We start from the raw sequence: 17,392 nt of genomic DNA on the forward strand, positions 1-17,392 counted from the left end.
ACTGGCGTCATAACCCAGTGTCGGCCGCCCTAACTGCGGCGTCTCGGACGGCTCTCGATGCCCGTTACGAGCAAGCTCCCGCGAGATGGTGCTGGGGGAGCGCCCCAAGACCCGTGCCAGCTGCCGCGCACTCTCGCCACGCGCCTTGCCGACCATGATCGCACCGCGTTCTTCGGCGCTCAGATGATTGTAGTGCCGGCCCATGCATCACCTCGTCCCCGGGTGTTGCACTTGATCTTAGATACCGCCTCACGTTTCTTTTGGGCCAGCAAAAGAAAGGTGACTCGGCGTCCGGCAGGACGTCGAAACGCCCGCTGCGTCCCACAGGGACTTCCTTCGGTCGTAGGCGGCACGCTGGCGGTAGCGCCGAATCAAAGAACTAAGAGCACAGTCACTGGATGACTCGCCACGACCGCCCTTCGGGGCCGCCCTACGGGCGTTCTGCGCGCTTCGCGCTTGTCCTGCGTTCGCCGGGATAACGAGCATGAAGACCGAGGCGAAAGGCCATCGCGCACAGGGTGCGCTCCTACAAGGGTGGGCAGCGAAAAATGAGGCGGCCGCCTCCATCCTTTCCCCACCAACTGCAACCCACCCCAACACCCCAGACCCAATCAACCCCATTCCCTCCGTTGAGACGTTCCATCCCATGCATCGCCCTCGATGCCTGCCGGAGCGCTCGCATGAAACCCTCCCATCTCGCCCTCGCCCTGCTGGCCACACTCGCCGCCAGTACGCAGGCACGTGCCATCGGCCGGCTGGTCGACCTGAAGGTCTACGACCGCACGTCGCAGCAGGAATTGCCGGTCTACCGCCACGACGGCCGCTACTACGTGGCGGGGCAACCGGGTCATCGCTACCAGATCCGGCTGCGCAGTCGCGGGGGAGAACGCGTGCTGGGCGTGCTCTCGGTGGATGGCGTGAACGTGCTCTCGGGCGACACCGCCGACTGGTCGCAGACCGGCTACGTACTTGATCCCTTCACCGCCACCGAGATCCGCGGTTGGCGCAAGAGTCTTTCCGAAGTTGCCGATTTCGTATTCGCCGATGCATCGAACAGCTATGCGGTGCGTACCGGGCGACCGGACAACGTGGGCGTGATAGGCATGGCGGTATTCCGCGCACGCCCCATGCCACCGCCGATGAAACCGATGGCGGAGGAATCCCGGAGCGCTCCCGTCGACCAGATGCGCTATGCGCCCGCGGCCTCGGCTCCTCTCGCCAAGACGCTATCGGACAGCGGTCCCATTGGCACCGGGCACGGGCAACGCGAAACCTCGGTGGTGAGCTATACCGATTTCGAGCGAGCCTCGGACTCGCCGGACGATGTGATCGCACTGTATTACGACACGCGCGAGCGTCTCGTTGCGCAAGGCGTCATTCCTTCGCCAGCGCGGCCGACGGCACCGTTGCCCGACCCGTTCCCAGGCCACTTCGTGCCCGATCCACGTTGAAGTTCGCGCAAGGCATGCACCACCATTGCGCGCATGGCAGCATGTCCATGCCATGTCCGACAACGCACCGCGAATGCCCGATATTTCCCACGCACTGATCGACACGCTCGAGCGAAACCACTTGCTCGAACTACCCGCCCAGTTGCGTGAGCGCGTCCACGCGATCGAACGCCTGGAGGAATGGCTCGATGATGCAGCGGAGGCCGATCCGCTTCGTGCACGGGCGCGCAGCTTGCTGATGCGGCTGACCGCTGTCCAGCGGCAGCTGTGCGGGTCGATCCGCGCGGACATCCGGAAAGGCGGCGGCACACAAGCCCTGCGTCGCTGGTCGCCAGGCCGTGACATCGATGCCGTCGAAGGTTACGACCACCTCGATGCGCTGCTTGGCGAAGTGTTCGCCTTCGACGAACCCAACGAAGCGATCAGTCCGCTGGAACCCGGCATGGTGTTCTACCAGCCCACGCCCGTGCGACATATCTTCGACCTGGTGCAACGCGCGGTTGTCACGCGAGACGATGTCTTCATCGACCTCGGCTCAGGGTTGGGGCACGTGCCGATGCTGGCATCCATCCTCACCGGTGCGCAATGCGTGGGTATCGAACGCGAACCCGTCTATGCCCGATTGGCGCAGCAAACGGCGGCTTCGTTGCAGCTGGATCGGTTGACGTTCATCGCGCAGGACGTGCGCGATGCGGACCTGTCGCAGGGAACGGTGTTCTATCTGTACACGCCGTTCACCGGCGACATCCTGCGCACGGTATTGGATGCATTGCGGAATGAATCAGCGCGACGCCCCGTGCGCATTGTTACGTTCGGACCATGCGCCGGCGTCATCGCTGAAGAGGCGTGGCTGCAACCGGCTGGCCCGTGCGAGGCCAACCGGATTACCGTGTTCTATCCCGTGACGCCTTGAGAGAGGCTTACGCGCCGCCAAGCGGCGTTGCCAGTTGCAGGCCCGAGTCGCCGGCATGCAGGCCTTCGCCAGGCAAGGCATCGGGCGCTTCGCTCAACAGGGCCTTGCTCAACCATGGCGGACTCTGGCGAGGGCCGGGGAAGTAGGGACTCCATGTGCCGTATGGATGGTCGGCAATCGTTACGCCGGACTCCACCAAGAAGAATTTCACGGGCACGCGCACTTCCCAGTAGGGATTGTCGACTGCGTTGCCGTGCGTTGGCAGGTTAAACGTCCAATCCTTGGCAACCCGAAGCGACGCGCCCGCGAGCATCTTGCGGTACGACTCCATGGCACTCTTGGCACCATACCGGTCGAGATTCACCTGCTCGACGACGGCTTCCTCTACGGTGCCCTCGCGGCCGATGCGCAGCACCAGGAACACCGTGCCCGACACGCGCGCGTCGACGGCATCCCGGGGATAAGCCGGTTGCTTGCGCGACTTGTAGCTCACCCAGGCGCCGGTTTTGTTGTCGCTTTCGCCAAACGACGTGCCGGACACGTCGACCAGATACGTGCCGTCGCCCGCCGGCTTGGCCCGTACCAGCAGGCTCATCTTGGTATGGATCACGTCGGTTGCCGGCGCCGACAGCTTGAACGTCCAGTGCGATACGTTCCTGTCGACAATGGAAGCTACTTCCGCAGGCACCCTCTCGCGCTTGTCGATGGTGTAGCCATGCAGGCTGCCATCCGGATTCACGTCAATGGTGCCGGTCAGCACCATGCTGGCCTCGGCCGTCTTGAGTACTTCCTTTTGCAAGGCTGTCTGCGCGTGCGTCACGCCCACCGCCACTTCCAGCAGCAGGCAGCATCCCATCCAGTGTCCCAGCTTCATGCCCTTCCCCCGTTGGCCGCGGACGGAGTCTATCCGGCACCCACCGCGTTGATAAGCACCGCCCAAGCCTGGAGCCAAGTCCTTGATCCCCCGAAACAACATGCTGCCTTACGGCCGGAAGCTTGACGGTGGCGTTACACTGGCGCGTCTGAAAGAGGTACGAAGGAACCCGCATGACCGAGCGCAACGAGCCGACCGAAGTCACCCGCGAACAGGCCGAGGAGGCCGTGCGCGTCCTGCTCCGCTGGTCGGGCGAGGATCCGGCCCGCGAAGGTCTGCTCGATACGCCCAAGCGCGTAGTGAAGGCATACAAGGACTGGTTCTCGGGCTACGACGTCGATCCGGGCGAATACCTGCGCCGCACCTTCGAGGAAGTGGCCGGCTACGACGAAATGGTCGTGCTGCGCGACATCGAGTTCGAAAGCCACTGCGAGCACCACATGGCGCCGATCATCGGCCGCGCGCATGTCGGCTACCTGCCGACCAACCGCGTGGTGGGCATCAGCAAGCTGGCGCGCGTGGTCGATGCGTACGCACGCAGATTCCAGGTGCAGGAAAAACTCACCGCGCAGATCGCGCAGTGCATCCAGGAAAACCTGCATCCGGCCGGCGTAGCCGTGGTGATCGACGCCAGCCACGAGTGCATGACCACGCGCGGCGTGCACAAGCGCGGCGTGTCGATGGTCACCAGCCAGATGCTGGGCGCCTTCCGCGACGACGCGCGCACGCGTGCCGAGTTCCTGCAGTTCATCGGCATCCACGGCGCTGGCCGCTGACGCCTCGCGCTTGATGTTGCCGATCGATAACGCAGGCGCCGACGAGCGTCTCCAGGACGTACTGCGCGAAGGTATCTCCGCCGAGGACTTGCCTGCGGTGTTCCCGCTGCTGCGCGGGCGCACCCTGCTGCGTGCCTTCAGCGCACTGTTCCACGGCGGCGACGCCCAGGTGTTGTTGCGCCTGCTGGTGCTACGCACACTGGGTGCACGCGCGCACGCACCGGAATGGATGCCCTCGGAAATCCGCGACCAGCTCGCCTTCGTCGAGCCGGTAAAGCTGGAAACCGTGGTGCAGCGCCTGAAGGAACACGAGCTGCTGACCTGGGACGGCGAGACGTTGCGCTATCGCGTGAGCCCGCTGGGCCGCAAGGCGCTGGCTGCCGTATCCACCCTGCTGGAGTTCGAGCGTGACGACGAGGACGGCCTCGGCTACATCACCGCGCAGCTCGCCGCCGGCCACGCGGTGGGCCGTATCTCGGTCGATGAGCTTGGCCATCTGCTGTCACGCCTCTCCGAGCTGAAGGAAGATTTCGACCGCGCCGTGCTGTCGGGTTCCGAACACCGTATCCGCCGTGCCGCGCTGCACCTGGAATCGGTGTGGACGTGGGTGGAGAAAGGCACCGAGGTGGTGAGTTCGATTGCCGACAGCGACAAACTGGACTCGGCAACGCACCGGCTCGCCCAGGCCGTGGGTCGCGCACAGAGCGCGCTGCTGCGTCAGGCCGGCGTGTTCCAGCGCGAGCTCAACAAGATCGACCAGCACCGCGTGCACCTGGGCCGCACTGGTCTTTCTTCGTCGGACCTCGTGGCATGGCTGCGCTCGCTCACCGCCGACACGCTGGCGGGGCACGCCGACGAAGCGCACCTGCTGCCACTGCATCCGCCGTTCGTGCAGGACCAGATCGCACTGGACGTGGCTGAATACGAACTGCTCGAACGCGAACGCGCCGCCGCCGAAAACACCACGCTGCCCAGCGCCGAAGCCACGCCCACCACGCACGACCTGCCGATCGATGAGGAAGATCTGTCTCCGCTGCTGGCCTGGCATGGCGAGCTGGCCGCCGTGACGCAACCACTGGAACTCACCGACGCGCTGCGCGGCGACGACTATGCGCTGAGTGCGTATCGCCTCTCGCTGCTCGGCTTGCTCGGCGATCCCGAATCCTCTGCGCTGCAGGGGGCCACCGCCGATCTCGCGCGGTTGCCGCTGCGGCTGGAAATCGAACCCCGCCTGGTCGACCCAGGCCTGGCGACGATCGCGCTGGTCAGCGCGGGTCGCCTGCATCCCAAGGACAATAGACATGCATGACGAGACTGCGACGCTGGTCGCCCGGCTGCTCTCGCAGCGCTGGCTGCCGCGCGACGACGCGCAGGCACGCAAGCTGCTGCTCGATGAGGCCTTCCGCGAAGAACTCGACCGCCGCCTCGCCGGGGTAGGCCTGGAGCTGCGCGAGCATCCCTACTCCGCCTATATCGGCGTGGCCGTCACCCGCAGCGCCGAGCGCCAGGTGTTCGGCGGCAGCGACAGCTGGATCTCCAACACACTGCAGCTGGATCGTGACGCCGTGGCGCTGCTGGTGGTGCTGTGGGCGCTGATCGTGCTGCCCAAGCGCCAGCGCCAGTTGGAGCGTCAGCAGGCCGAGGCCGATGCCTCGCAGGCGCTGATGTTTGCCGAGGCCAAGCCGATCTCGCGCGATGCCTCGCTGTCGCCGGTGGTGGCCGAGCGCACCCTGCTGGCCGATTTCGGTGACCGTCTGGGCGGCAAGACGCGCGTGAACTTCAATCTCGGCGTTCTGAGCCGCCACGGCTTCATCGTGCGCCGCAAGGGCGACCTGGCTGAAGGTCCACTGCTCGACCTGGTGTTCGACTACGAGCGCACCGCCCGACGCATCCTGGACGGCGCGCTGGGCGATCTGCTCGCCGGCCTCACGCCGCGCGACGATGTGAACGACAACGACAACGACGAGCCGCTGTACGACGAGCTCGACGGTGGCGTGAATGACATCAGCGAAGACAGCGAAGTGACCCACGATGTTTGATTTCCGCAGCCTCGAAGTCATCCACTGGGATTACTGGCAGCGCTTCAGCCTGCCGCTGGATACCAACATCGTCACCGTGGTTGGCCCCAACGGCTCGGGCAAGACCACCCTGCTTGATGCGCTGCGCACGCTGCTCACCATCGACTGCGCCGGCAACCGCGACTACAAGAGTTACCTGCGCCACAACGGCAAGCCGTTCGCGTGGTTGCGCGCCCGCGTCGGCAACCTGCCGGGACCACGCGGCGAGCGGCCGTTCTTCCCGATCATGGACAGCGAAGTGACGCTGGCCATGCGCATCCAGAAGAAGGGCGGCGAGTGGCAGCGCCAGTACGCGGTGATGGGCGGCGACGTCAGCATCGACGAGATCGAGGCGCGCAACGACTGGCTGGGCCTGCGCGAATACCGCGTCCGCCTGGAAGGCGCGGGCCTTTCGCAGGCGATCCGCCGCGTGCTCACGCTGGAACAGGGTGCCACCGACAAACTGTGCCAGCTGCCGCCCAAGGCGTTGCTCGACCTGGTGTTCGACGTGTTCGGCGACAAGGCCGTGCTGGAGGACTACCAGCGCGCCCGCAACGAGCAGGGCGAGGCCGACCGCGAACTGCACGGGCTGGAGCACCAGCTTTCGCTGATCGGCGTGAGCCTGCAGGAGGCCGAAGGCCGAGTGCGTTCTTGGCAGGAGTGGGACGCGCTCAAGCACGAACACACCGACCTGGTGGCCGAGACGCTGCCGCGTACCGAACTGGCCGAGCTGCATGCGGCGATCCGTGGTGCACGCCCGCAACTGCTGGGGCTCAAGCGCAAGTGCCGCGATCTTTCCGCACGCGATGTGGAGCTGCAACTGCAACTGCAGGCGCTGGACGCGCGCGAAGAATCGCTGCGCGCCGAGCAGCATGCCGCCGACCAGTCGCGTCAGCAGGCCAAGCAGCAGCTGGACGAAGCGCGCCGCGGGGAAACCGAAAACGCCACCCTGCTCAAGCAGGAACAACACCTGCGCAAGCTGGTCGCCGAGCAGGACGGCGCCGATCACGAAAGCCAGGGCAAGCAACTGGTGGAAGCACGCAGCCAGCTCGGCCGTTTGCAGAACGACGAAGCACGACTGCGCGAGCAGCTGAGTACGCTTACCGCCCAGCTCGGCGCGTGGCGTCGTGGCCAGCGTTACACACCCGAATTCGAGCAATCGTTCCGTCGTGCACTGGCTGACGCCGGCATCGGCCACAGCATGCTCAGCGAGATCGTGGAGATCACCGAACCGCGCTGGCAGGCGGCGGTGGAAGCGGTGCTGGCCGGCTATCGCCATGTGGTGCTGCTGGATCATCCGCGTGACCGTGAGTCGGCCTGGCGCCTGGGTGAACAGCATCGCTACAAGCATTTCGTGGTGGCCGAGCGCGCACCAGCGATGACGCCGACCCGCGGTTCGTTGCTGGAGGTGGTCGACTTCACCGCGGCCGCGCCGGAATGGCTGCTACGCCAGCTCGATCGCATCCGTCGCGTCGAGGATGTGGCCGACGGTGCCAAGCTCGCCAAGGATCAGGACTGGATCACCCCGCAGGGCTACTTCCGCGAACGTCGCGGTGGCCGTCACCTGGGCGTGGACGATGTCTACTTCGGCAGCGCTGCGCGCGAGCGCCAGTTGCGCGAAGGCGAGGCCCGCCTGCAGTCGATCGAGCAACAGCTGCGCACCATCACCGACAAGCGCAAGGACTGGCAGCAACAAGCCAGCGATGCGGAAAGCCTGCTGCGCGGCGCCAACGCCAGCGGCCAGCTAGCCGACCGCGCGGACGAATTCGCCGCCGCGCACGAAGCGCAGGCGGCCCTGCAGGACGACGTGCAACGCTGCGCCGACAGTTACGCCGCCGCTGAAGTCCATTACGAAGGCGTGCGCGAAAAGCGCCAGCAGAACTCGCGCCAGCGCGACAACGAAGCACGCGAGCACCGCCAGGTCCAGCAGCAGCTGGCCGACAGCGCGCGCCAGTTCCACCAGTTCCGCAACGAACAGGTCGACCGCCTCAAGGCGTTCCGCCACAAGCGCAGCCATGTGCGCCCCGCGCACCGCAACCGCCGCGCGATCGCGGAACTGCGCGAACGCTACGAGTCGCCCGCCGCCGTGCGCCGCGAGATCGAGCGTATCGAGCGCCGCCTCAACGAAGGTCACTGGGAAACCGATGACGGCGTGCTGCCGCTGCGCGACAAGTTCGCCAACGACCACGACGGCCTGAAGCAGGACCTGCAGCGTCGCCGCGTGCACCTGGAACGCGCCGCGCGCATTACCCATGAGGCGCGTGCCGCTTACCTCAACGTGCTGCGCAATACAGTCAAGCGCTATGCACGCAACCTCAAGGTGCTGGCCGACCTCGCCGGCATCGGCGTGGAAGTGGAGCTGCCGGAGCTGTCCAACGAAGATCTGGCGCTGACGCAGGCCGGCCTCAACGTGCGCTTCGAGTTCGACAAGAAGGGCTGGATCGGCATGGACGACGGCGAAGCCTCCGGCGGCCAGCAGGTGATGAAGTCTTTGCTGCTGCTGGTGGCGCTGATGCGCGACGAGGACCGCCCCGGTGGCTTCGTGTTCATCGACGAACCGTTCGCGCACCTGGACATCTTCAACATCGACAAGGTGGGCGCCTTCCTCAAGTCCACGCGCGCCCAATACATCCTCACCACGCCGGCCACGCACAATATCAACGTGTTCCAGCCCAGCGACCTCACCCTGGTGACCAGCAAGCGCCGTCCGGGCGCCACCTGGGCGCAACCGCTGGCGGTGCTGCGCCGTCGTACCGAGGCCGCATGACGGTGCGCCGCCTCGGCCTGCTGCTTCTGCTTCTGCTTCTGCTGCTGCCCGCGCTCGCGCATGCGCAGAACACGCCGGACGAGTACCTGCGCCTGTTCGACGCCAATGGCGACGGACGCGTGAGCGAGGCGGAATACGTGGCGCACCTGAGTGAAGGGTTTCAGCGACTCGATCGCAACCGCGACGGCGTGCTGGAAACCGACGAACTCCCGGGCGGGCACGGCAAGCCCATCACGCTCAAGCAATACCAGGACAACCTGCGTCGGCAGTTCCACAAGCTGGATCGCAACCATGACGGTTATCTCGACGCGCGTGAGCTGACCCAGCCGCCGCAGGGCTGACGGAAGTTTCCTTTCGCTGCCCTGTGGGAACGCACCCTGTGCGCGAACGCGGCGTAACGACATCAACGCTCCGTAGGCTTCTCGCGCACTGGGCGCTCCTGCAGGAAGGGTTGCCGGGAACCGTACGGCGCGTACTGCACTGCACACACCCCGTCACACACAATCGGCTATCGTGCGCCCTTCACTGCCAGCGCCTCCCCATGGACCAGCCGACCAGCCCCGAGCTCCATCCGCGCCGCCGCGCCGCGCTCGTATTCATCTTCGTCACCGTGGTGCTGGACATGCTGGCGTTCGGCATCGTCATCCCGGTGTTGCCGCACCTGATCGAACAGCTGGCCGGCGGCGGCATCGCCCGGGCGGCGTGGTGGGTGGGCGTGTTCGGCACCGTGTTCGCCATCGTGCAATTCGTCTTCTCCCCGGTGCAGGGCGCGTTGTCCGACCGCTTCGGGCGGCGTCCGGTCATCCTGATTTCCAACCTGGGCCTGGCGATCGATTTCCTGGTGCTGGCGCTCGCCCCCACGCTGTGGCTGCTGTTCGTGGCGCGCGTGGTGCTGGGCATGACGGCGGCGAGCTTTACCACCGCCAATGCCTATATCGCCGACATCACGCCGAAGGAAAAGCGCGCCGCGGCGTACGGCATCCTGGGCAGCGCGTTTGGCCTGGGTTTCATCATCGGCCCGGGCCTGGGCGGTCTGCTGGGCGATATCCACCTGCGCCTGCCGTTCTGGGTGGCTGCGGGCCTGGCGGCATGCAATTTCATGTACGGACTGTTCGTGCTGCCCGAGTCGCTGCCGAAGGAAAAGCGCACGGCGCGTTTCGAGATGCACAGCGCGCATCCACTGGGCTCGCTGAAACTGGTGCGTCGCTACCCGCTGGTGATGGGCCTGGCGGTGGTGATGTTCCTCGTCTATCTGGCGCACTACGTGCTGCAGACCACCTTCGTGCTCTATGCGGATTACCGCTACGGCTGGGGTCCGCGGGCGGTGGGCTACGTGCTGATGCTGGTGGGTGCGTGCGATGGCCTCGTGCAGGCCGTGCTTACGCCTCGCCTCGCGCCCAGGGTGGGCGAGCGGCGCCTGATGATGGGCGGCATGCTGTGCGGCATCGGCTCGTTCCTGGTGATGGGCCTGGCCAATACCGGCTGGATGTTTCTCGCCGGTATCCCGTTGATGGCGTTGTGGGGACTGTCGCAGCCACCGATCCAGTCGCTGATGACGCATCAGGTCGACCCAAGCGAACAGGGCCGCCTGCAAGGTGCGATCAGCAGCCTGGCGAGCTTCGCCGGCATCTTCGGGCCGTTCCTGTTCGCCCAGGTGTTTTCCTTCTCCATCTCGCCGGCCTCGCCCATCCACGTGCCGGGCCTGGCCTTCGTGCTGTCCGCCGCGATGCTCGCTGTCGGCACGATGATCGCCTGGCGCGTTACCCGGAACGTCCACGACCTGGCGAAAGCCGATTCCTCCGTCGATGCCGCGCCACGAGGCGAACCCTCGTCGGTCGTCACGCTGCACGGCACCGTCACCACCACTGAACCACCGGAGCACTCCCCATGACTTTGTCGATGTACCAGGCCTCTGTCCCCGTTTTCCTGCGCGCGCTGAACAACCTGCAGCACGTGCTGCGCAGGGGTGAAGCGCATGCCGAGGCGCGCAAGTACGATGCGTCGCTGCTGCTGCAGGGCCGCCTGACCGTGGACATGCTGCCGCTGACGCGCCAGGTGCAGATCGCCACCGACATGGCCAAGAACGGATGCGCGCGCCTTGCTGGCGTGGATCCGCTGAAGTTCGAGGACAACGAGGCCAGCTTCGCCGAACTGCACGCCCGCATCGAGCGCGCCGTCGACTACATCAAGAGCTTCCAGCCGGAGCAGATCGACGGCAGCGAAACGCGCGCCGTCACCATCAAGACGCGCAATGGCGAGCAGCACTTCGAAGGCCAGGGCTACCTGCTGCATTTCGTGATCCCCAACCTGTTCTTCCACTGCACTGCGGCCTACGCGATCCTGCGTGAAGCAGGTGCGGATCTGGGCAAGGCGGATTTCATCGGCAAGGCTTAAGAGCAGGAAATAGTGGAGAGGAGCGAGTAGCGAGAGCGAAGCAGGCTTTCTCTCGCTTCTCGCTTCTCTTCACTCGCTTCTCAGCCCCTTGATATCAAGCAGCATCGCTCCCAGAAAAGGGTTTCGCCCGCCCGAAAGGAACGCTCCCATGTCCGCGCCTGCCGTCCTCAAGATCGATTTCGTTTCCGACGTGGTGTGCCCGTGGTGCGCGGTCGGTCTGAAATCACTGGAGCGCGCGCTGCAGAACCTGGGCGACGACGTTTCTGTGGACATCCATTTCCAGCCCTTCGAGCTCAATCCGCAGATGGCAGCGGAAGGCGAGGACGTGGTGGAGCACCTGGCCCGCAAGTACGGCAGCACGCCGGAGCAGATGGCGCAAAACCAGGAAGCCATCCGCCAGCGCGGTGCCGATGTCGGCTTCACCTTCAACATGGACAGGCGCACGCGCATCGTCAACACCTTCGATGCACATCGCCTGCTGCACTGGGCCGCACTGGAAGGCCACCCGGCCGAGCTCAAGCAGGCGCTGCTGAAGGCCTACTTCACTGACGGCCGCGACGTGAGTTCGCACGATGTGCTGGTGGATGTCGCCACGCAGGTCGGCCTCGATGGCGTGGAAGCGCGCCACGTGCTGGCGGAAAGCCGCTATGCGCAGGACGTGCGCGCGCAGGAGCAGTTCTACCAGTCGCAAGGCATCCGCGCCGTGCCATCGGTCATCGTCAATGACCGTTACCTGATCCAGGGCGGCCAGCCGGCTGACGTGTTCGAACAGACCTTGCGCAAGATTGCGGCGGAGCAGTAATCCGACAGGTTGCCGTCGCGCACAGGGTGCGCTCCCCCAAGGGCCAAGGGCTCTATAGGAGCGCACCCAGTGCGCGATACGGGCCGCGGCCGACCCGCACCTCCGCCCCACCGCCCGGCCGTGCGAAAATGCCGAACTATCCACGTCCGACGCCGCACCCCGCATGATCCGACTCACCGACATCAAGCTTCCGCTCGACCACCCCGAAGGGGCCATCGAAGCTGCCGCGCGTGCAAAGCTCGGGCTCGGCAAGGACGGGTTGCGCGCCGTCCATGTGTTCCGCCGCGGCTACGACGCGCGCAAGCGCGGCGCCATCCAGCTGATCTACACGCTGGACGTGGAACTGGCCGACGAGGCCCGCGTGCTCAAGCGTCATGCCGACGACAAGCACGTGCAGCCCACGCCCGACACCAGTTACCACTTCGTGGCGAAGGCGCCGGAAAACTTGGCCCAGCGCCCCATCGTAGTTGGCCTGGGCCCATGCGGCCTGTTCGCCGGCCTGCTGCTCGCACAGATGGGTTACCGGCCCATCATCCTCGACCGCGGCAAGGCGGTGCGCGAGCGCACCGTGGATACCTGGGGCCTGTGGCGCAAGCGCAAGCTGGAACCCGAATCCAACGTGCAGTTCGGCGAGGGCGGCGCAGGCACGTTCTCCGACGGCAAGCTGTACAGCCAGATTTCCGATCCACACCACCATGGCCGCAAGGTGCTCAACGAGTTCGTGCTCGCCGGCGCGCCTCAGGAAATCCTCTACGTCAGCAAGCCGCATATCGGCACGTTCCGGCTGGTGACGATGGTGGAAAACATGCGCGCAACCATCGAGTCGCTGGGTGGCGAGATCCGCTTCTCCGAGCGCGTGGACGATTTCCTTGTCGACACCGACGCCGATGGCACGCGCCAGATTCGCGGTGTGACGCTGGCCAGTGGCGAACAACTGCTGAGTGACCACGTGGTGCTCGCCGTGGGTCACAGCGCGCGCGACACCTTCTTCCAGTTGCACGAGCGCGGTGTGTACATGGAAGCGAAGCCGTTCTCTATCGGTTTCCGCGTGGAGCATCCGCAGTCGATCATCGACCAGGCGCGATTCGGCGTGCAGGCCGGTCATCCGATCCTCGGCGCGGCAGACTACAAGCTGGTGCATCACTGCAAGAACGGTCGCTCGGTCTACAGCTTCTGCATGTGCCCCGGCGGCACCGTGGTGGCCGCGGCATCCGAACCGGAGCGCGTGGTCACCAACGGCATGAGCCAGTATTCGCGCAACGAGCGCAATGCGAACGCGGCCATCGTGGTCGGCATCGATCCGAAGGATTACGCCGCGTTCGACGACAGCGGCAGCCCGCTCGCCGGCATCGCGTTGCAGCGCGCGCTCGAATCGCGCGCCTATGAACTCGGCGGGCGCGACTACAGCGCGCCGGGTCAGCTGGTGGGCGACTTCCTCACCGGCAAACCATCGTCGGAATTCGGCAGCGTGCAGCCCTCGTACAAGCCGGGCGTTCACCTTACCGATCTCGCGCCCGCGTTGCCCGACTACGCCATCGAAGCGATCCGCGAGGCATTGCCCGCGTTCGATCGCCAGATCAAGGGCTTCGCCATGCGCGATGCCGTGCTTACCGGCGTGGAAACGCGCACCTCCTCGCCCGTGCGCATCCGCCGTGGCGAGGACTACCAGAGCCTCAACACGCGTGGCCTGTATCCCGCCGGCGAAGGCGCGGGATACGCGGGTGGCATCCTCTCCGCCGCCGTCGACGGCATTCGCGTGGCCGAGGCCGTGGCGTTGAGGATCAACGCGGAGCACTGATTCCAGCGGCTTCCATGGACCGGGAGCGCCCGGACGGCACCCCGATCCCCGCCGTGCGAGAATGGCTAGCCGCCGCGAAACGACGCGCCCCTGATCTGCCCATGCTCACCGACGACACCAAAGACGCGATCCGCGCCGCCTATACGCGCCTGAAAGAAGGCCTGCCGGGCTTTCGCGCGCGCGCGTCGCAGGGAAAGATGATCGCCGAGGTGGCCAAGGCCTTGGCGCAGGAAGGCGGCGCGGCGGTGATCGAGGCGCCGACCGGCACCGGCAAGTCGATGGCCTATCTGATTGCCGGCGCCGAAGTGGCGCGGGCGCAGAAGAAGAAGCTGCTCATCGCCACTGCCACCGTGGCGCTGCAGGAGCAGCTCGTCCAGCGAGATATTCCGCTGTACCTCAAGCTCAACGGCACCGAGGCGAAGGTGGCGTTGGCCAAGGGCCGCGGCCGTTACCTGTGTCCGCGCAACCTGGCCATGGCCAGCAACAGCCTCAACGACACCGCGCAGATGGGCCTCGGCTTCGATGCCGACCTGGCGCTGTGGACCAAGCCGCCGCAGGAACGCGACAAGAAGGCCTTGTCCAAGCTGGCCGGCCTGTTCGATCGCGGCGAGTGGAACGGCGATATCGACGCTTCGCCCGAGCCGATCAGCGACGTGCTGCGGCCGATGATCACCACCAGCGCCGGCGGCTGCACGGGACGCAAGTGCGTGCACTTCATGCACTGCCCATTTTTCGCCGCGCGTCGCGCGGTGGGCGACGCCGACATCATCGTCGCCAACCAGGATCTGGTGCTGGCCGATCTCACCATGCCGCGCGAGGAAGACGGCTTTGGCGGCGTGATCCTGCCCAAGCCGGACGAGACGCTGTACATCTTCGACGAAGGCCATCACGTGCCGTCGAAGGCGATCGACCGCGGCGCGGCCGAGGTCTATATGAATGCGGCCGTTCGCCAGCTGAGTCGCCTGGGCCGGCAGATCCACGCGGCGTATTCGCTGACCGACAAGGAAGTGATCGGCAAGCTCTCGCTCGACGCGGGTGACGTGAAACTGCAGGAACTCAGCGACGCGCTGGAGGAACTGGAAAAGGAAATCCGCCTCAGCTGGCTACCTTCGGTTGACGACCAGGAACCGATGTATCGCGGTTCGCTCGGCCAGCTGCCCGATGCATGGGTGGAGCATGCGCGGGCCCTGTACGTATTCACTGCGGAGATCGATCGATGGATCGGCGCCGTGCGCCGCGCCGTGCTGGAGATGACCGAAAGCGGCCCCACGCACGAAGCACTTTCGCGCGAACTTGGCATGGCGCTGGAGCGCATCGACCGCCAGCTGCGCACCTGGCGCGCATGGTCCACCTCGGACAGCGAAAACGCGCCACCGCTCGCACGCTGGGTCACCCTGGGCGCCGACCAGCAACTGATCTGCCACGCATCGGCGGTCTCCGCGGGCGGCCTGCTGCGCAGCGTGCTGTGGGGCAATGCGAGCGCGGTGGTGATGACGTCCGCCACGCTGAGCGCGGGCGGCAATTTCCGCGGCTTCGCCGACGCAGTGGGCTTGCCCGACGAAGCGGTGACGCTGAGCCTGCCCTCGCCGTTCGACCTCGCCGCACAGGCGCGACTGGAAGTGCCAGCGCTGCGCGCGCTGCCGGATGCGCGCGAGGAGCACGTGCAGGAAATCTGCGACTGGCTGGCGACGCAGCTGGACTGGTCAGCCGGCAACCTCGTGCTGTTCACCTCGCGCGCCAAACTCGACCGCGTGCTGCAGAAGCTCCCCATCGAATACGTGCGCAAAGTGCGTGCACAAGGTTCGCTGGGCAAGTCGCAGCTGGTCGCCGAGCACATCGTCGACGTGGAAGCGGGCAAGGGCAGCACGCTGTTTGGCCTCGCTTCATTCGGCGAAGGCCTCGATCTGCCCGGCAAGCTGTGCGAAACCGTGGTGATCACGCAGCTGCCGTTCGCGGTGCCCACCGATCCGGTAGGCGCCACCTATGCTGAGTGGTTGGAATCGCGCGGCCGCAATCCCTTCATCGAAGTCACCGTGCCGGAAGCGACGCGCCTGCTCACGCAGTATTGCGGCCGCCTGATCCGCACCGAAACCGATCGCGGCCGCATCGTGCTGCTGGATCGCCGCGTGGTGCTGAAGCGCTATGGCGAGCGGATGCTCAAGGCGCTGCCGCCCTTCACCCGCGTCATCGAGAAAGTCGCATGAGCTTTCACATCATCCGGGTCGCCGATACGCAGCCGCAGTCGTGGAAGAACGGCATGGGCACCACGCGGGAGATCGCGCGCTTTCCCGCCAACGCCGGTAGCGAGGATTTCCTGTGGCGCGTGAGCGTGGCCGAGGTGAGCAGCGCCGCGCCGTTTTCCGCTTTCCCCGGCATCGACAGGGAAATCGTGCTGCTGGAAGGCGATGGTTTCACCATGACGCTCGATGGCGCACACGAGCACGCGCTGGTGGTGCCGTTCGAACCGTTCGCGTTTCCCGGCGAAGCGCGCGTGGACGTGGCGATGGCTGGTGGTGCCACACGCGATTTCAACCTGATGATCCGTCGTGCGTGGGGACGTGGCGAAGTGCGACCGCTCGCGCAACCGGGCAGCCATGAACCCGACCCTTCGTGCGTGCTTGTTTATGTGGCCCGTGGCATGGTGACGACCATCGATGGCGAGCTGCAGGCCGGCGATGCGTGGCTGCCCGATCGCAGTCCGTTCAAGCTGGAAGAGGGAAGTGTCGTGCTGCTGGCGATGGTGGAGGCGAGCTGACGGCCGCCGTCCACTTTGTAGGAGCGCACCCAGTGCGCGAACGTGGCGCATCATCCTCCTTCAGTTCCAATTCCGCGGGAGCCCCATCGCGCACTGGGTGCGCTCCTGCAGTTGCGAATCGCGGTGCTGTCATCACCCCGCACCCACTTGCCCGTATGATCGGACCGTTCCGCCAACCTCTCAGGTGAGCCCATGGCAGTGCTGATCCTCGGTCTGGTGTTGTTCCTCGGCGTGCATTCCGTCCGCATCTTTGCCAACGACTGGCGCAGCCGGCAGGTCGCCCGGCTGGGCGATAAGGGTTGGAAGGGCCTCTACACGCTGGTATCCATCACCGGCTTCGCGCTGATCATCTGGGGCTTCGGGCTCGCCCGGCAGCACCCGGTACTGCTGTACGTGCCGCCGCTGGCGCTGCGCCACCTCAATGCGCTGTTCACCCTGCTCGCCTTCATCCTGGTGGTGGCCGCCTATGTGCCTGGCAACCACTTCAAGGCGAGGCTGGGCCATCCCATGCTGGTCGGCGTGAAGGCCTGGGCATTCGGCCATCTGCTGGCTACCGGCATGTTGCATGACGTGCTGCTGTTCGGCGCGTTCCTGCTCTGGGCCGTGGTCGACTTCATCAGCGCACGGCGTCGTGATCGCGCTGCGGGCGTGAGCTATCCGGCGGGTACGACGAAGGGCGATGTCATCGTGCTGGTGGCCGGCGTCGTGGCCTGGGCGGCGTTTGCGTTCTGGCTGCACGGCTGGTTGATCGGCGTGAAGCCCATGGGGTGAAGGTAGTCATCTACGACGGCGCGCGCCGCTGGGC

The 17,392-nt window shown here is 65.9% G+C and carries 16 protein-coding genes; 14 read left to right on the forward strand and 2 right to left on the reverse strand.

Translation table 11 applies throughout. The features are described 5' to 3' along the window. Positions 1-204, reverse strand: a 204-nt coding sequence (locus VFG49_RS03400) for a helix-turn-helix domain-containing protein (RefSeq protein ID WP_324858101.1), incomplete at its 3' end; no start/stop codon positions are given. A 476-nt stretch (positions 205-680) separates the two neighbouring features. Here VFG49_RS03400 and VFG49_RS03405 point away from each other — a divergent pair. Continuing rightward, positions 681-1,451, forward strand: a complete 771-nt coding sequence (locus tag VFG49_RS03405) for a hypothetical protein (RefSeq protein ID WP_324858102.1) — start codon at positions 681-683, stop codon at positions 1,449-1,451. Between the two features lie 52 nt (positions 1,452-1,503). Further along, on the forward strand, positions 1,504-2,364 hold the full coding sequence (locus VFG49_RS03410) for a hypothetical protein (protein ID WP_324858103.1): 861 nt from the start codon (positions 1,504-1,506) through the stop codon (positions 2,362-2,364). Between the two features lie 7 nt (positions 2,365-2,371). Here VFG49_RS03410 and VFG49_RS03415 read toward each other — a convergent pair whose 3' ends face one another. After that, the gene (locus tag VFG49_RS03415) at positions 2,372-3,238 is read right to left on the reverse strand and encodes an energy transducer TonB (protein WP_324858104.1); all 867 of its coding nucleotides are present in this window, start codon (positions 3,236-3,238) and stop codon (positions 2,372-2,374) included. A gap of 173 nt (positions 3,239-3,411) precedes the next feature. On the opposite strand from VFG49_RS03415, the gene folE reads away from it, so the two are divergent. The 12 genes from folE to VFG49_RS03475 all read left to right on the forward strand — a co-directional run bounded on the left by folE (position 3,412) and on the right by VFG49_RS03475 (position 17,358). Further along, positions 3,412-4,014, forward strand: a complete 603-nt coding sequence (gene folE, locus VFG49_RS03420) for a GTP cyclohydrolase I FolE (protein ID WP_324858105.1) — start codon at positions 3,412-3,414, stop codon at positions 4,012-4,014. Positions 4,015-4,027: 13 nt separating this feature from the next. Further along, a complete protein-coding gene (locus VFG49_RS03425) occupies positions 4,028-5,323 on the forward strand; it encodes a hypothetical protein (RefSeq protein ID WP_324858106.1) in 1,296 nt (431 codons plus the stop codon). After that, complete coding sequence (locus tag VFG49_RS03430; RefSeq protein ID WP_324858107.1) at positions 5,316-6,053, forward strand: hypothetical protein; 738 nt, start codon at positions 5,316-5,318, stop codon at positions 6,051-6,053. Before VFG49_RS03425 ends, VFG49_RS03430 begins: the two co-directional genes overlap by 8 nt. Further along, a complete protein-coding gene (locus VFG49_RS03435) occupies positions 6,046-8,838 on the forward strand; it encodes an AAA family ATPase (protein WP_324858108.1) in 2,793 nt (930 codons plus the stop codon). Before VFG49_RS03430 ends, VFG49_RS03435 begins: the two co-directional genes overlap by 8 nt. Then, positions 8,835-9,179, forward strand: a complete 345-nt coding sequence (locus VFG49_RS03440; protein WP_324858109.1) for a hypothetical protein — start codon at positions 8,835-8,837, stop codon at positions 9,177-9,179. Before VFG49_RS03435 ends, VFG49_RS03440 begins: the two co-directional genes overlap by 4 nt. A gap of 200 nt (positions 9,180-9,379) precedes the next feature. Further along, entirely contained in the window at positions 9,380-10,729 is a 1,350-nt protein-coding gene (locus VFG49_RS03445) for a TCR/Tet family MFS transporter (protein ID WP_324858110.1), read from the forward strand. Beyond that, positions 10,726-11,232 (forward strand): DUF1993 domain-containing protein, encoded by a 507-nt coding sequence (locus VFG49_RS03450; protein WP_324858111.1) that lies wholly within the window; start codon positions 10,726-10,728, stop codon positions 11,230-11,232. The genes VFG49_RS03445 and VFG49_RS03450 overlap by 4 nt, the downstream gene beginning before the upstream one ends. A gap of 148 nt (positions 11,233-11,380) precedes the next feature. Further along, positions 11,381-12,034 (forward strand): DsbA family oxidoreductase, encoded by a 654-nt coding sequence (locus tag VFG49_RS03455; protein ID WP_324858112.1) that lies wholly within the window; start codon positions 11,381-11,383, stop codon positions 12,032-12,034. Positions 12,035-12,197: 163 nt separating this feature from the next. Then, positions 12,198-13,832 carry an NAD(P)/FAD-dependent oxidoreductase gene (locus VFG49_RS03460; protein WP_324858113.1) on the forward strand — a complete coding sequence of 545 codons (1,635 nt, stop codon included), beginning with the start codon at positions 12,198-12,200 and terminating at the stop codon, positions 13,830-13,832. 101 nt (positions 13,833-13,933) lie between these two features. Then, the gene (gene dinG / locus VFG49_RS03465; protein WP_324858114.1) at positions 13,934-16,036 is read left to right on the forward strand and encodes an ATP-dependent DNA helicase DinG; all 2,103 of its coding nucleotides are present in this window, start codon (positions 13,934-13,936) and stop codon (positions 16,034-16,036) included. Further along, complete coding sequence (locus VFG49_RS03470; RefSeq protein ID WP_324858115.1) at positions 16,033-16,587, forward strand: HutD family protein; 555 nt, start codon at positions 16,033-16,035, stop codon at positions 16,585-16,587. Before dinG ends, VFG49_RS03470 begins: the two co-directional genes overlap by 4 nt. Before the next feature lie 192 nt (positions 16,588-16,779). Next, entirely contained in the window at positions 16,780-17,358 is a 579-nt protein-coding gene (locus tag VFG49_RS03475; RefSeq protein WP_324858116.1) for an NnrU family protein, read from the forward strand. The last annotated feature ends 34 nt before the right edge of the window (positions 17,359-17,392 follow it).

It is taken from the genome of Dyella sp. (assembly GCF_035685885.1).
Classification (GTDB): domain Bacteria; phylum Pseudomonadota; class Gammaproteobacteria; order Xanthomonadales; family Rhodanobacteraceae; genus Dyella.

What these genes read in the sequence shown, in the direction of transcription:
- VFG49_RS03405 (WP_324858102.1), top strand. Translation starts at nt 681, where the DNA reads ATGAAACCCTCCCATCTCGCCCTCGCCCTGCTGGCCACACTCGCCGCC.
- VFG49_RS03410 (WP_324858103.1), top strand. Translation starts at nt 1,504, where the DNA reads ATGTCCGACAACGCACCGCGAATGCCCGATATTTCCCACGCACTGATC.
- VFG49_RS03415 (WP_324858104.1), bottom strand. Translation starts at nt 3,238, where the DNA reads ATGAAGCTGGGACACTGGATGGGATGCTGCCTGCTGCTGGAAGTGGCG.
- folE (WP_324858105.1), top strand. Translation starts at nt 3,412, where the DNA reads ATGACCGAGCGCAACGAGCCGACCGAAGTCACCCGCGAACAGGCCGAG.
- VFG49_RS03425 (WP_324858106.1), top strand. Translation starts at nt 4,028, where the DNA reads ATGTTGCCGATCGATAACGCAGGCGCCGACGAGCGTCTCCAGGACGTA.
- VFG49_RS03430 (WP_324858107.1), top strand. Translation starts at nt 5,316, where the DNA reads ATGCATGACGAGACTGCGACGCTGGTCGCCCGGCTGCTCTCGCAGCGC.
- VFG49_RS03435 (WP_324858108.1), top strand. Translation starts at nt 6,046, where the DNA reads ATGTTTGATTTCCGCAGCCTCGAAGTCATCCACTGGGATTACTGGCAG.
- VFG49_RS03440 (WP_324858109.1), top strand. Translation starts at nt 8,835, where the DNA reads ATGACGGTGCGCCGCCTCGGCCTGCTGCTTCTGCTTCTGCTTCTGCTG.
- VFG49_RS03445 (WP_324858110.1), top strand. Translation starts at nt 9,380, where the DNA reads ATGGACCAGCCGACCAGCCCCGAGCTCCATCCGCGCCGCCGCGCCGCG.
- VFG49_RS03450 (WP_324858111.1), top strand. Translation starts at nt 10,726, where the DNA reads ATGACTTTGTCGATGTACCAGGCCTCTGTCCCCGTTTTCCTGCGCGCG.
- VFG49_RS03455 (WP_324858112.1), top strand. Translation starts at nt 11,381, where the DNA reads ATGTCCGCGCCTGCCGTCCTCAAGATCGATTTCGTTTCCGACGTGGTG.
- VFG49_RS03460 (WP_324858113.1), top strand. Translation starts at nt 12,198, where the DNA reads ATGATCCGACTCACCGACATCAAGCTTCCGCTCGACCACCCCGAAGGG.
- dinG (WP_324858114.1), top strand. Translation starts at nt 13,934, where the DNA reads ATGCTCACCGACGACACCAAAGACGCGATCCGCGCCGCCTATACGCGC.
- VFG49_RS03470 (WP_324858115.1), top strand. Translation starts at nt 16,033, where the DNA reads ATGAGCTTTCACATCATCCGGGTCGCCGATACGCAGCCGCAGTCGTGG.
- VFG49_RS03475 (WP_324858116.1), top strand. Translation starts at nt 16,780, where the DNA reads ATGGCAGTGCTGATCCTCGGTCTGGTGTTGTTCCTCGGCGTGCATTCC.